This window comes from Streptomyces viridifaciens (assembly GCF_001888885.2).
GTDB classification, from domain to species: domain Bacteria; phylum Actinomycetota; class Actinomycetes; order Streptomycetales; family Streptomycetaceae; genus Kitasatospora; species Kitasatospora aureofaciens.
The window spans coordinates 2,947,046-2,960,085 of record NZ_CP090841.1 but is presented as its reverse complement, the minus strand read 5'-3'; the positions used below and the strand labels follow the sequence as shown (position 1 = coordinate 2,960,085).

General features: G+C 72.3%; 11 protein-coding genes. 5 read left to right on the top strand and 6 right to left on the bottom strand.

Annotation, left to right across the window (positions count from 1 at the left end; translation table 11 throughout):
• Window positions 1-7: 7 nt before the first annotated feature.
• Complete coding sequence (locus BOQ63_RS20160; protein WP_030286618.1) at window positions 8-934, bottom strand: hypothetical protein; 927 nt, start codon at window positions 932-934, stop codon at window positions 8-10.
• Window positions 935-1,241: 307 nt separating this feature from the next.
• On the opposite strand from BOQ63_RS20160, the gene BOQ63_RS20155 reads away from it, so the two are divergent.
• Entirely contained in the window at window positions 1,242-1,916 is a 675-nt protein-coding gene (locus BOQ63_RS20155; RefSeq protein WP_030286620.1) for a papain-like cysteine protease family protein, read from the top strand.
• Between the two features lie 8 nt (window positions 1,917-1,924).
• Window positions 1,925-2,869, top strand: coding sequence for a hypothetical protein (locus tag BOQ63_RS20150; RefSeq protein WP_046386361.1), 945 nt, complete (start codon window positions 1,925-1,927; stop codon window positions 2,867-2,869).
• A gap of 91 nt (window positions 2,870-2,960) precedes the next feature.
• Here the strand turns inward: BOQ63_RS20150 and BOQ63_RS20145 are convergent, their stop codons facing one another.
• Together BOQ63_RS20145 and BOQ63_RS20140 are read right to left on the bottom strand one after the other, a co-directional pair.
• Window positions 2,961-3,617 (bottom strand): TetR family transcriptional regulator, encoded by a 657-nt coding sequence (locus tag BOQ63_RS20145; RefSeq protein WP_072654729.1) that lies wholly within the window; start codon window positions 3,615-3,617, stop codon window positions 2,961-2,963.
• A gap of 8 nt (window positions 3,618-3,625) precedes the next feature.
• Complete coding sequence (locus BOQ63_RS20140) at window positions 3,626-5,212, bottom strand: MFS transporter (RefSeq protein ID WP_030554295.1); 1,587 nt, start codon at window positions 5,210-5,212, stop codon at window positions 3,626-3,628.
• Between the two features lie 308 nt (window positions 5,213-5,520).
• Between BOQ63_RS20140 and BOQ63_RS20135 the strand changes: the two genes are divergently transcribed.
• Entirely contained in the window at window positions 5,521-6,069 is a 549-nt protein-coding gene (locus BOQ63_RS20135) for a hypothetical protein (protein ID WP_150476009.1), read from the top strand.
• Here BOQ63_RS20135 and trhA read toward each other — a convergent pair.
• Window positions 6,040-6,732 (bottom strand): PAQR family membrane homeostasis protein TrhA, encoded by a 693-nt coding sequence (trhA, locus tag BOQ63_RS20130; RefSeq protein WP_030554299.1) that lies wholly within the window; start codon window positions 6,730-6,732, stop codon window positions 6,040-6,042. The genes BOQ63_RS20135 and trhA overlap by 30 nt on opposite strands.
• 285 nt (window positions 6,733-7,017) lie before the next feature.
• On the opposite strand from trhA, the gene BOQ63_RS20125 reads away from it, so the two are divergent.
• Complete coding sequence (locus tag BOQ63_RS20125; RefSeq protein ID WP_030286627.1) at window positions 7,018-8,844, top strand: phosphoenolpyruvate carboxykinase (GTP); 1,827 nt, start codon at window positions 7,018-7,020, stop codon at window positions 8,842-8,844.
• Between the two features lie 159 nt (window positions 8,845-9,003).
• Here BOQ63_RS20125 and BOQ63_RS20120 read toward each other — a convergent pair whose 3' ends face one another.
• Window positions 9,004-10,218: a pyridoxal phosphate-dependent aminotransferase gene (locus tag BOQ63_RS20120; protein WP_030286628.1), complete on the bottom strand. Its 1,215-nt coding sequence runs from the start codon at window positions 10,216-10,218 to the stop codon at window positions 9,004-9,006.
• A 259-nt stretch (window positions 10,219-10,477) separates the two neighbouring features.
• Here BOQ63_RS20120 and BOQ63_RS20115 point away from each other — a divergent pair, with 259 nt between their 5' ends.
• Window positions 10,478-11,191 carry a prepilin peptidase gene (locus BOQ63_RS20115; RefSeq protein WP_150476008.1) on the top strand — a complete coding sequence of 238 codons (714 nt, stop codon included), beginning with the start codon at window positions 10,478-10,480 and terminating at the stop codon, window positions 11,189-11,191.
• A 104-nt stretch (window positions 11,192-11,295) separates the two neighbouring features.
• Here BOQ63_RS20115 and BOQ63_RS20110 read toward each other — a convergent pair whose 3' ends face one another.
• Window positions 11,296-12,885, bottom strand: coding sequence for a chitinase (locus BOQ63_RS20110; RefSeq protein ID WP_030286630.1), 1,590 nt, complete (start codon window positions 12,883-12,885; stop codon window positions 11,296-11,298).
• Window positions 12,886-13,040: the final 155 nt, after the last annotated feature.

Sequence of the window (13,040 nt, the reverse complement as noted above, 5' to 3'; positions counted from 1 at the left end):
AGCCCCCTCACTCCCAGTCCCAGCGGATCCCCAGGATGCAGGGCCGTACCGCCGTTGCCACCAGGTGGACGCAGCGGTGGCCGTCGAGGGTCAGCTCCTCTGTCTCGTAGGGGGCTCCGCCGGGGGAGTGGAGGGCGAAGCGGTGGCAGCGGACGGGGAGGGCGGTGGGGTGGAAGGTGATCTGGAGGACGTACTGGCCGGCGCCGGAGTTGAAGCCGCGGACGTATTCGCAGCTGGGGTCGGGGGAGGGGGCGTCGTCGAAGCCGTAGCCGAGGAGGTGGGTGTCGCCGGCGCGGAGGCGGCGGTCGAGGAGGAGTTCGGCGGCGAGCAGGTGGTGGGCGTGGTCGCGGCGGATGCGGCCGGGGCGGCAGTTCTCCTCGGCGCGGACGCCGACCAGGGAGATGTCGCTGCCCGGGTCGCCCTGGTAGAGGGCGAGGTATCGGTCGATGCCGTCGCGGTGGGCGCGCAGGGCGTGTTGGGAGTCGCGGCGGGTGACTTGGCGGTCGGGGCCGATCCGGACGCGTTCGATGTGGGTGATGGTGTGCAGGCCGGTGTCGCGGGGGCTGGCCAGGGTGGCGAGTAGGTGGTCGACGGCGGTGGCCGGGGAGATCAGGTCGCGGTACGGGCGTACGGGCGGCCCGACGGTGGTGGTGGCGCGGCGGGGGCCGAGGAGCCGGGTGAGGGAGTGTTCGGGCAGGTCGAGGACGTCTTCGAGGGCGGCGACGGCGCGCAGTGACTCGGGGCGTTCCGGGCGGCGTCGACCCTGCTGCCAGTAACTGAGGCTGGTGAGACCGATGTTGACGCCGCGCAGCGCGAGGTGGCGGCGGATGCGGTGCAGGGCGAGGCCGCGGGCGGTGATGGCGGTGCGCAGGGCGAGGTGGAAGGGGCCGGTGCGCAGGGCGGCGGCGAGGTCGGGGGGTTCGCTTCGGTGGATGGCGGCCTCCTGGCTGGTTCCGAGCGTGCGCGGACCTGCGCGGACCTGCGCGGGCCGGTGCGGACCGGCGCAGACCGGGTTTTGACCGTGAATATTCACATCCGCGCGGCGGTTTGTCACCGGTCCGGGCGTCTCGCGCTGCGGCTTCCCGGGCGCCGTTCACATCCGGGCCGCTCCGTTCACACCGTGATCGGGCCCCGCCCAGGGCCGTTGACCAGCCACCGACAACGGCGCGATGCTCAGGGCGCGATCCGGACCGCGCCCCCACGCAGGACCTCGCTCCATTCGCGCAAGGAGGCATCCCCACATGCCAGTTCCACGGATACGGCTGCGCCGCGCGGTCGCCCTGCTCGCCCTGGGCGTGCTGGGTCCGGCGCTCACCGCCGCGGCGACCACCCCCGCGGTCGCAGCCACCGCCGCCCCCACCACCGCTCACGACCGGGCCGGCCAGCACCAGGTCCGTCCGGCGGCAGCGCCCGGCAGTACGGCCGATCTGGCCGGCACGTACAAGAAGCTCAACATCACCATGCAGCAGCAACAGCAGACCAACTGGTGCTGGGCGGCGAGCGGCAACACCATCGCCACCTGGTTCGGCTACAGCTACAGCCAGAACCAGTTCTGCAACGCCGCGTTCGGCCGCTCGATCGACTCCAGCTGCCCCAACAGCCAGGCCTCGCTGGCGGACGTGCAGAACGGGCTGGACTGGATCGGCATCAACCCGGGCTCGTACGTCACCGGGTACCTGCGCTACAGCACCGTGCAGTCCGAGGTGGACGCAAACCGGCCGGTCGAGACGCGCATCCAGTGGAGCTCGGGCGGCGGGCACATGCACGTCCTGTACGGCTACGACACCGGCAACAACTGGGTCTACTGGGGCGACCCGTGGCCGTCCAACTACCGCTACAACTGGGCGGACTACTGGTACTACGTGAACAACGACACGTTCTCGTGGACCCACTCCCTGTACCGGATCGGCGCGTGAGGACGACCATGACCGAGCTCAGCAAGGCCCGTCGGGCCGCCGTCACCGCCCTGCTCGCCGCCGGCCTCGCGCTGGTGACCGCCCAGGCCGCGCACGCCGACCTCGCCGCCCACGCCGACACCTCCGGCCATGCCGACACCTCCGCCCAGGGCGCCGCCCCCGCCCAGGGTGACCCCGAACCGGTGCCCGCCGCCGACCTGGCCCGCGCCCACAGCGCGGTCCAGGACCCGACGGTGCTCGACAAGGTGGGCCACTTCTTCGCCCGCAAGGGCGTGCCACCGACCCGGCAGCTGACGATCGGCGCCGCCGAGGAGGCGAAGGCCGCGCAGGACGAGGCGCCCCGCCTGGCCGGGGACACCGTGCCGGTCTACACCCTGGACGCCGGGTTCGTGGCCGGCACCCCGGGTGCCCCGGTGGCGAAGGTCGAGTTCACGGCGAGCAAGGTGGTCGCGGCGGACGGGCAGACCGCCTCGGTCTGGACGGTCCGCCAGGGCGATGCCTGGCGGGTCGTCAACATCGCCTCCGGCGGCGACGAGAGCGACTACGCGGCGAAGGCGGCGGACGGCGGCGGTACGGCCTTCCGGGAACCGCAGGTCAACGCCTGGTACGTGCTGCGCGACGGCCGGGTGCTGCCACTGGACGACGAGGCCCGGCGCTCGGTGGGCGCGGGCGGGGTGTCGCTGGCCGCGTACCAGAAGCTGGTGCACCAGCGGTACGGGGACAAGCTGCCCGGCTCGACGTACGACCGGGAGGGCAGGGGCGGCGGCTACCGGCTGGACGCCGCGGCGGAAGCCGGACCCGGAGCCGCCGCGCAGGCCGCCCCGCAGGCCGCCGCGGACCACGACTCGGCGATCCCGGCCGTGACGGCGGCCGCGGCGCTGGGCGCCACCGCGCTGGCGGCCGCCGGCGTGGGTGCGGGCGCGGTGCTGCGGCGGAAGCGGGCGATCCGCTGATCCGGCGGACACCCACCGGGGCCCGGCTCGCTGAGCCGGGCCCCGGACCGCGATCGCTCCGCGCAGAGCGAGCAGTCCGACCAGAACCCGCTCACACCCCGGCGAACCCGCTCTCCAGCAGCGCGAAGGTGCGGTCGACCAGGTCGGCGATGTCCTCCCGGCCGTCGCCCGCGGCCCACTGGAGCACGGCCTCGGTGGTGGCGGCGCCGATGGCGGCGGCGGTGACCCGCATGTCGTACGTGGGTTCGTCGAGGCCGGCCCGTCGGGTGAGGACGTCGAGATAGAGCTCGTGCGGGCTGTTGCCGGTGCGGAACAGTCCGGCGCGCAGCGCGGGGACCTGGGTGACCAGCCGCATCCGGGTCAGCAGTTCCTGGCGTTCGTGCTGGAGCAGGGTGCGGATCAGGCCGATGAGGGTCTCCCGGCAGGACCGCAGAAAGGGTTCGCCGGCCGGGCGGGCCATCAGGGAGGCGATCATCGCCGGGTCGTACTCGTCGGTGAGGACGAGGTCCTCCTTGGTGGCGAAGTACCGGAAGAACGTGGAGGGGGAGACCTCCGCGGCGGCCGCGATCTGCTCCACCGTGGTGTTCTCGTAGCCCTGTTCCACGAACAGCCGGTACGCCTCGCGGCGCACGGTCTGCCGGGTCTTGAGCTTCTTGCGCTCGCGCAGTGACAGCGGCGCCTCCAGCAGCGCCTGGACCGGGTTGGTCGGGGCATCCGGGAGGATCGCGTTCGGCTGCTCGGGCGTCATGTCCCCGATTATCGGGGATCTCCGGCGTCGGCTGCCCGGGCGGCGGGTCCGGCCTCGGCCGCGCCCGCGGGCTCGGCGGCGGGCATCCGGGCCGCGACCAGTACCGCCGAGCCGACCGCGACCAGCCCGGCGACCAGCAGCACGACCGTCATGCCGTGCACGTACGCCGTGTGCGCTGCCGCGCCGAGCGCCGGCCGTCCGGTCTCCCGGGCGATGGCGTCGGCGGCGACCACCGACTTCCCGGCCCGGTGGGCGGCCCCGGCCGACAGTCCGCCGGTGTCGAGCGCGCCCCGGTAGGCCCCGGCGAGCAGGCTGCCGAAGGCGGCGATCCCGACGGCGCCGCCGACCTGCCGCAGGGTCTGGAGCAGTCCGGAGCCGACCCCGGCCCGGGCGGGCGGCAGGGTGATCAGGGCGGAGGACTGGGCGGTGATCAGCGACAGGCCCATGCCGACGCCGAGGACGGTGAGCCAGACCGCGGCCCGCCCGTACCCGTCGGAGCCGTCGGTGCGGCTGCCGAACAGCAGCGCGGCGCCGAGCAGGGCCAGACCGAGCGTGATCACCGCGCGGGCGCCGATCCGGGTGACCAGCGGTTCGGTGAACCTGGCGGCGGCCAGCAGTCCGAGCATCATCGGCATCAGCCGCAGCCCGGAGCCGAGGGCGTCGGTGCCCAGGACGCTCTGGAAGTAGAGCGGTAGGACGAAGAAGGCGCCGAACAGGACGAGTGAGATCAGCGTGGCGGCGACCGAGGACCAGCGGAAGGTCGGGTCGGCGAGCAGGGTGAGGTCGAGCATCGGGTCGCTCTGGCGGCGGCTGCGCAGCACCAGTGCGGTGAGCAGGAGCACCGAGCCGATCAGGGTGGCGAGCACCAGCGGGTCGTTCCAGCCGCGGTCGGCGCCCTCGATGATGCCGTAGGTGAGCGCGCCGAGCCCGGTGGCGGCGAGGACGGTGCCGGGCAGGTCCATCCGGGGCGCGGCGGGGTTGCGGCTCTCGGGCAGCAGCAGGACGCAGGCGACGATGCCGATCGCGGTCAGCGGGACGTTGACCGCGAAGACCGAGCCCCACCAGAAGTGCTGGAGCAACAGGCCTCCGATCAGCGGTCCGAGCGGGGCGCCGCCGGCGATGGCGGCGGTGAGGATCGCGGTGGCCCGGCGCTGTTCGGCGGCCGGGAAGATCGCGGGTATCACCGCGAGCGACATGGGCATCACGAGCGCCCCGGCCAGACCCATCGCGGCGCGGGCGGCGATCAGGGTGCCGGGGGAGTCGGTGAGCATCCCGACGGCGGAGGCGAGTCCGAACAGGGCGAGGCCGGCGGTGAGGGTGCGGCGGCGGCCGTAGCGGTCGCCGAGCAGGCCGGCCGGGAGCATCGCGGCGGCGAAGACCAGCGTGTAGGCGTCGACGATCCACTGCTGCTGCCCGGTGCCGGCCTGCAGCTGTGCGGCCAGGGTGGGCAGGGCGACGTTGAGGATCGTCATGTCGAAGCTGATCACCAGGACGCTCAGGGCGACGGCGACCAGGGCGAGCCACCGGCGCGGGTCGGCGGCCGTGCCGGGGGCGGCGGGAGCGGTGGTGGTGGGTGTGGGCGGAGCGGTGGACATGCGGCCTCCAACGGGCTTGTGTGATAGTTGCTGTCAAATGACAGTAACTATCAAAAGGAGGTGGCCGTCAACGCGGATCATCGTGACCATCTGATGACTCTTCGTGACGTGTCCTGGAAGTGCTGCTTCCGCACGAGGAATTGACGCAACGTTGATCTGTCGTTCGCCGCCTCGGGGCGGCGCCGGGTGACTGTCGGTAGATACCATGTGGCAATCGGTCAGTGCTGACCGGACGCGTGCCGAGAGCGGAGAAGGGGTGGGGCGGCAGGAGCCGACCACGAGCCCGGCGCCGGGAAAGGGGAGCCGAAGTGGCCGACAGTGACGACAGGCAGGCGAGTACCCAGGTGTGGGGTGCGGCCGTGGTGGTGGGTTCCGCGCTGGCCGTGGTCGCGGCCTATCTGATCAACGGCGCCCCGCTGGTGCTGGTGGTCGCCGGGATCGAGACGGTGTTGGTCATGGTTTACGTCGGCCGCCGTTGGCGCGCGCTGCACCGGGAGGCGGTCCCGGCCGGGCACCGGCTGCGGCGCGGCATCCCCGACGCCGCCCACTGCGATCGCTGCCGCCGGGCCCGGGAGGCGCTGGACGCCCGCCAGGAGCACGGGGCTGCGGGGAGTGCCGGGTTGGCCGTCCGCGCGGTGCGCGCCGTGCGCCCGGAGGCCGCCCCGGAACTGACGGAGCTGCCGTCCGCGCCGGAGTCCGGCACCGCCGACCACCCGTCCTCCCCGCGCCGCCCGCAGGGCCGGGCCCCGTACGAGCGGCCCTGGACGGCCGAACGGGCGGCCACCCGGTCCGTGGACCGGTCGACCGCCCGTCGAAGTGCGCCGGGTTCAGCCGGCCGCGCTGTACGCCACCAGTGAGACGCCGACGTACTGGACGATGAAGGCGCCGAGGGTGAAGGCATGGAACACCTCGTGGAAGCCGAACCAGCGCGGTGACGGGTTGGGCCGCTTGAGCCCGTACACCACGCCGCCGATGCTGTAGAGCACGCCGCCGACGATCATCAGCACCAGGACGGCGACCCCGCCGGTGCGCAGGAAGTCCGGCAGGAAGAACGCGGCGGCCCAGCCCAGCGCGATGTACACGGGTGTGTACAGCCAGCGCGGCGCGCCGACCCAGAACACCCGGAACGCTATTCCGGCGAGCGCCCCGCCCCAGGCGACCCAGAGCAGCAGCTGCTGGGCGGCGCCCTTGAGCAGCAGGATCGTGAACGGCGTGTAGGTGCCCGCGATGATCAGGAAGATGTTCGCGTGGTCCAGCCGCCGCAGCACGGCGTCCCCGCGCGGGCCCCAGTCGAAGCGGTGGTACACCGCGCTGACCCCGAACAGCAGCCAGGCGCTGACCGAGTAGATCGCGCAGGCGATCTTGGCCGGAGTGGAGTCGGCCAGGCAGATCAGCACGATCCCGGCGGCGACGGTGGCGGGGAACATCCCGGCGTGCAGCCAGCCGCGCCACTTCGGCTTGCTCTCCCGGTGCTCGACCGGGTCCTCCCCAATGCTCTCCGCGAGCACAGCAGCAGTCATGGGCAGCATGCTACCGGCGACCTACGGAACCGTAGGTTACTGGCGCGTATGGAAGTGGCGATCATCACTCTTGGACGTTTTGGAGTATTTGAAGTGTGGCCCCGCGCACTCCGGCCCGGACGTGAGCGAGCTTCTACTGGCCGGTAATCGTACTTTCCGTAGTAAAAGATGCGTCAATTTCGCCTCGACGCCGCATTCCGGCCTCGGGTCCGGAGCTACGCTGCAAGCACCCTCAGACCCCCGCAACGCCGTCTCCTCGACGAGACGGCGTGAAACGGAGCGATCGTGTCGTACGAGATCTCTGCTCTCAGCGCATCCGCGCCCACCCGCCACAAGCAGCTGCTCGCTTGGGTGAGCGAGATCGCCGAGCTCACCCAGCCGGACCGCATCGAGTGGTGCGACGGTTCCGACGAGGAGTACCAGCGCCTCGCGGACCTGCTGGTGGCTCAGGGCACCTTCAAGAAGCTGAACGAGGAGAAGCGCCCCAACTCCTACTACGCCGCCTCGGACCCTTCGGACGTGGCGCGCGTCGAGGACCGCACGTTCATCTGTTCCGAGCAGGAGAAGGACGCCGGCCCGACCAACAACTGGAAGGCGCCCGCCGAGATGCGGGAGCTCTTCCAGGGCGAGCAGGGCCTGTTCCGCGGCGCGATGAAGGGCCGCACGATGTACGTCGTGCCCTTCTCGATGGGCCCCGTGGGCTCCCCGCTGGCCGCGTACGGCGTCGAGATCACCGACTCCGCCTACGTCGCCGTGTCGATGCGCGTGATGACCCGCATGGGCCAGGCCGTGCTCGACCAGCTCGGCGAGGACGGGGAGTTCGTCAAGGCCGTGCACACCGTCGGCGCCCCGCTGGCCGAGGGCCAGGCGGACGTGCCGTGGCCGTGCAACAGCACCAAGTACATCTCGCACTTCCCGGAGACCAAGGAGATCTGGTCCTTCGGCTCCGGCTACGGCGGCAACGCCCTGCTCGGCAAGAAGTGCTACGCGCTGCGCATCGCCTCGACCATGGCCCGCGACGAGGGCTGGCTGGCCGAGCACATGCTGATCCTGAAGCTCACCCCGCCGTCCGGCGAGGTCAAGTACGTCGCGGCCGCCTTCCCGTCGGCCTGCGGCAAGACCAACCTGGCCATGCTCCAGCCGACCATCCCGGGCTGGAAGGTCGAGACCATCGGCGACGACATCGCCTGGATGCGCTTCGGCGAGGACGGCCGCCTGTACGCCATCAACCCCGAGGCCGGCTTCTTCGGCGTCGCTCCCGGTACCGGCGTGGACACCAACGCCAACGCCATCGACACCCTCTGGGGCAACACCGTCTTCACCAACGTCGCCCTCACCGACGACGGCGACGTGTGGTGGGAGGGTCTCACCGAGGAGCCCCCGGCGCACCTCACCGACTGGCGCGGCAACGACTGGACCCCGGAGTCCGGCACCCCGGCCGCCCACCCGAACGCCCGCTTCGCCGTCCCGGCCGCGCAGTGCCCGACCATCGCCCCGGAGTGGGAGGACCCGGCGGGCGTGCCGATCTCGGCGATCCTGTTCGGCGGCCGCCGCGCCACCGCCGTCCCGCTGGTGACCGAGTCCTTCGACTGGCAGCACGGCGTCTTCCTGGGCGCCAACATCGCCTCGGAGAAGACCGCCGCCGCCGAGGGCACCGTCGGCGAGCTGCGCCGCGACCCGTTCGCGATGCTGCCGTTCTGCGGCTACAACATGGGCGACTACTTCGCCCACTGGCTGAAGGTCGGCGCCCAGGCGGACGCCGCCAAGCTGCCGAAGATCTACTACGTCAACTGGTTCCGCAAGAACGCCGAGGGCAAGTTCGTCTGGCCCGGCTACGGCGAGAACAGCCGCGTGCTCAAGTGGATCGTCGAGCGCCTGGAGGGCACCGCCGAGGGCGTCGAGACCCCGATCGGAGTGCTGCCGAAGGTCGACGGCTTCGACCTGGGTGACCTGAAGCTGTCCGAGGAGGACCTCGCCCTGCTCTTCACCGTGGACGCCGACATCTGGCGCCAGGAGGCCGCGCTCGTGCCGGCCCACCTGGAGCTGTTCGGCGACCACACCCCGAAGGAGCTGTGGGACGAGTACCGGAGCCTGGTCGCGCGACTCGGCTGAGCCTGAGCCTCAGTCGAGCGAGAGGTCGGCGCGCGGCACGAACCGCGCGCCGACCGAGTGACGGGACGGCCGGAGTTCCGCCGGGTGGTCTTTCCCCGACCAAGGAGACCACCCGGGCCGGGACTCCGGCCGTAGTGTTCTCCCCGCCGTGGAGCGGGATCAGGGCTGGGTGTAGCCGCTGAGGAAGTCGCCGATCCGGGTCACCGCTTCGGTGATCTCCTCCGGCCGGGGCAGCGTGACCAGCCGGAAGTGGTCCGGTTCGGGCCAGTTGAAGCCGGTGCCCTGGACCAGCAGGATGCGCTGGGAGCGCAGCAGGTCCAGCACCATCTGGGCGTCGTCCCTGATCTTGTAGACCTTCGGGTCCAGCCGGGGGAAGGCGTACAGCGCGCCCTTCGGCTTGACGCAGCTCACCCCCGGGATCTGGTTCAGCAGCTCGTGCGCGGCGTCGCGCGAGGCGAGCAGCCGGCCGCCGGGCAGCACCAGGTCCTTGATCGACTGCCGTCCGCCGAGCGCGGCGGCCACCGCGTGCTGGGCGGGCATGTTGGCGCACAGCCGCATCGAGGCGAGCACGGTCAGGCCCTCGATGTAGCTGCGGGCGGGCTGGCGGTCGCCCGAGAGCACCATCCAGCCGGAGCGGAAGCCCGCGACCCGGTACGACTTGGACAGTCCGTTGAAGGTGACGCAGAAGAGGTCCGGGGCCAGGGTGGCCAGCGGGACGTGCTCGGCGTCGTCGTAGAGGATCTTGTCGTAGATCTCGTCCGCGTAGACCACCAGCTTGTGCCGGCGGGCGATCTCGACGATGCCCTCCAGCACCTCACGCGGGTATACCGCGCCGGTCGGGTTGTTCGGGTTGATCACCACGATGGCCCTGGTCCGGTCGGTGACCCTGGCCTCGATGTCGGCGAGGTCCGGGTACCACTCGGCCTGCTCGTCGCAGCGGTAGTGCACCGCCGTGCCGCCGGCCAGCGAGACCGAGGCCGTCCACAGCGGGTAGTCCGGCGCCGGGACGAGCACCTCGTCGCCGTCGTCCAGCAGTGCGGTCATGGCCAGCTGGATCAGCTCGGAGACGCCGTTGCCGAGGAAGACGTCGTCGACGGAGAGCCCGTGCAGCCCGCGGTCCTCGTAGTGCATGACGACCGCGCGGCGGGCCGAGAGCAGCCCCTTGGAGTCGCCGTACCCGTGCGCGTTCGCCAGGTTGCGCAGGATGTCCTGGAGGATCTCCGGGGGCGCCTCGAAGCCGAAGGTGGCCGGGTTGCCGGTGTTGAGCTTGAGGATGCGGTGGCCCTGTTCCTCCAGCCGCATCGCCTCGTCGAGAACCGGACCGCGGATGTCGTAGCAGACATTGGCGAGCTTGCTGGACTGGATGACCTGCATGCCTGCCTACTTTAGGGGCAGGCCGGGGCCCGCGTCGGCCATCCGGGGACCCGGCTCGCGGGCCCCGGGAGCGGCCCTTGGATCCGCAGGCGCCGACTTCGAACGGCCTTCCGAACCAGTGGCCCGATGTTCGGAATGCTCGCGTACGCGAGGAACGCGGCCGGTTTCCCGGACGGAAGGAGACGGACAGCACACCGCCCGGCCGCCGCGGACGGGAAGATGGGCCCCGGTGCGTCGACGACGAGGGGGTGGACCGGTGGTGGCGGTCGTGTCCGGGGCGGTACTGGTCGGTCTCCTGCTGGCTCCGCTGCTGCGCGGACTGATCGCCCGCTTCGCCGTGCCCGAGGGCGAACCCTGGTGCGAGGCCTGCCCGTTGTGCGGCCGCACGATCGGGCGGCTGCTGCCGCCGACCGGGCGCTGCCCGGGCTGCCGGGGGCGCCTCGGAGCCGGGGCCGGGACGGTGGAGGCGGTGGCGGCGGCGGTCGCGGTCGCGGTGGCGTACGCGGCGGAGGGGCCGCAGACGGCGGCGCTCGTCTGGGCGGGCGCGCTCGGCGTGGCGCTCGGCTTCACGGACGGGCGGGTGCGCCGGCTGCCCTACCGGCTGACCGTGCCGCTGCTGGCCGGGGTGGCCGCGCTGCTGGCGGTGGCGGCGCTGGCCGAGGGGCGCCCGGGGGTGCTGCTGCGCTGTCTGCTGGTCGCGCTGGCCGTCGGGGCGCTGCTCGAAGTCGCCGTCCAGATCGGCGCGTTGGGCCCCGGCGACTCCCCCCTCGGGCTCGCCCTGGGCGGGCTGCTCGGCTGGTACGGCTGGTGGGTCGCGATCGGCGGGCTGTTCGCCGCGGTGGTGCTCGCCGGTCTCTGGGGCACCCTGCGGGCCGCGGCCCTGCTGGTCCGCCGGCGTTCCTGGCGCGGACTCGAGGTCCCGGTGGGCCCGTTCCTGCTGCTCGGCGCGCTCACCGCGCTGCTCACCCGGTGAGCCGGTGACGGAACGGGGCCCGCCGTACCGGAACCGGTACGGCGGGCCCCGCCGTCGGCGCGCGGGCCCCACCCTCGAGGAGCGGCGCGCCGAAGGGAGGCCGTTTACGGCATCTTGTGGACGAACGGGCCGACCGCGTTCGAGAACGCGTTGCCGTTGTTGGCGTCCCAGTTGGTGGACCAGGTCATCGCGCCCCGGATGGTGGGCCACTTGGCCGGCGGCACGAAGCTGCCGCAGTTGTTGCCGGTGGCCAGGCAGTTGAGCGCGTTGGTCACCACCGACGGGTCGACGTAGCCGCCGCCGGCCGCCCGGCTGGAGGCGGGGACGCCGATGCCGACCTGGTCGGGCCGCAGGCCGCCCTGGATGTGGGTGCAGACCTGCGAGGTGATGAAGTCGATCGTGCCCTGGTTGTAGACCTTGCCGTCGCAGCCGTTCATGCCGCCCGAGTTGTAGAACTGGGTGTTGACGACGGTCAGGATGTCCTTGGTGTTCAGCGCCAGCTGGAAGTAGGCGCCGGAGGTGTTGTACATCCCGATGGTCTCGGGCGCCATGGTCAGCACGAAGCCGGGGCCGGCCTTGGCCTGCAGGGCGTGCAGCGCGTTGCCGAGCGGCCCGGGCTGGACGCCGTTCTCCAGGTCGACGTCGATGCCGTCGAAGCCGTAGTCCTTGATGATCGTGTAGGCGCTGTTGGCGAAGTTCGCCCCGGCGGTGGCGTCGCCGACGCTGATCGCGCCGTTCTGGCCGCCGATGGAGAGGACGACCTTCTTGCCGGCCGCCTGCTTGGCCTTGATGTCGGCGCGGAACTGGGCGTCGGTGTAGCCGCCGAGCGCCTTGGACAGGCCCGGGTCCAGGGTGAAGCTGATCGCGCCGGTCTGGGTCGCCACGGCGTCGGCGAAGGAGACCGCGATGATGTCGTACGCGTTCTGCACGTCGCTCAGGCGCTGCGGGGTCGAGCCGTTGTCGAAGTTCTGCCAGTAGCCGGTGACCACGTGGGCGGGCAGGCCGGTGGCCGGCGGGGTGGTCGGGGTCGTGGTCGGCGTGGCGGTGGCCGTCGGCGTCTGGGTGGGCGTCGCGGTGGCGGTGGCGGTGGCGGTGGCTGTCGGCGTCGGGGTGGGGGTCGGCGTCTGGGTGGGCGTGGCCGTCGGCGACGGGGTGGAGGTGCCGCCCGGGCCGATCAGCGCGACGTCGTCGGCGAGGTAGGCGCCCTGCCCGTACCAGCCGTGCAGGTAGACGGTGACGCTGGTGGCGTTCGCCCCGGTGGTGAAGCCGGTGGACAGCTGGTTCCAGCCGGTCTGGTTCGACCAGGTGGACGGGTCGGTGCCGCCGGTGCCGCGTGCGCCGAGGTAGACGTACGGGCCCTGCACCCAGGCGTTGAGCGTGTAGCTGGTGTTGGGCAGCACGCTGATCGTCTGGGAGCACTCGGCGGTGTCGCCCGCACCCGGGGTGGCCTGCAGCGCGCCGTTGCCGGAGTGGACCGGTGAGGACACCGCGGTCGCGCCGCCGGTGCAGGACCAGCCGCCCAGTCCGCTCTCGAAGCCGCCGTTGGCGACCAGGTTGCCGACCGCCGCGCCGGCGCCGCCGGCGAAGAGGGCGAGGCCGCCGCCGGCCAGGGCGAGGGCGGTGGCGCCGGCCGCGAGGGCCGGGAGGGGGCTGCGCCGGCGCTTGTGCGCGGGCTCGTTCAGCGTACGGGCCATGGGTGACGCTCCTGGGGAAGGAGCGGCCGCCGCGGTGGGGGGCGCGGCGGCCGCGTGTGGGGGAGGGGTCCGCAGGTGACTCGAAGGGGACGGACCGGTTTCGTGCCGCCCCGGGTCAAAAGCTGGACTAGACCATTACCGGCCGTCAAGCGTCG

What these genes read in the sequence shown, in the direction of transcription:
- BOQ63_RS20150 (WP_046386361.1), top strand. Translation starts at nt 1,925, where the DNA reads ATGACCGAGCTCAGCAAGGCCCGTCGGGCCGCCGTCACCGCCCTGCTC.
- BOQ63_RS20145 (WP_072654729.1), bottom strand. Translation starts at nt 3,617, where the DNA reads ATGACGCCCGAGCAGCCGAACGCGATCCTCCCGGATGCCCCGACCAAC.
- BOQ63_RS20155 (WP_030286620.1), top strand. Translation starts at nt 1,242, where the DNA reads ATGCCAGTTCCACGGATACGGCTGCGCCGCGCGGTCGCCCTGCTCGCC.
- BOQ63_RS20110 (WP_030286630.1), bottom strand. Translation starts at nt 12,885, where the DNA reads ATGGCCCGTACGCTGAACGAGCCCGCGCACAAGCGCCGGCGCAGCCCC.
- BOQ63_RS20140 (WP_030554295.1), bottom strand. Translation starts at nt 5,212, where the DNA reads ATGTCCACCGCTCCGCCCACACCCACCACCACCGCTCCCGCCGCCCCC.
- BOQ63_RS20120 (WP_030286628.1), bottom strand. Translation starts at nt 10,218, where the DNA reads ATGCAGGTCATCCAGTCCAGCAAGCTCGCCAATGTCTGCTACGACATC.
- trhA (WP_030554299.1), bottom strand. Translation starts at nt 6,732, where the DNA reads ATGACTGCTGCTGTGCTCGCGGAGAGCATTGGGGAGGACCCGGTCGAG.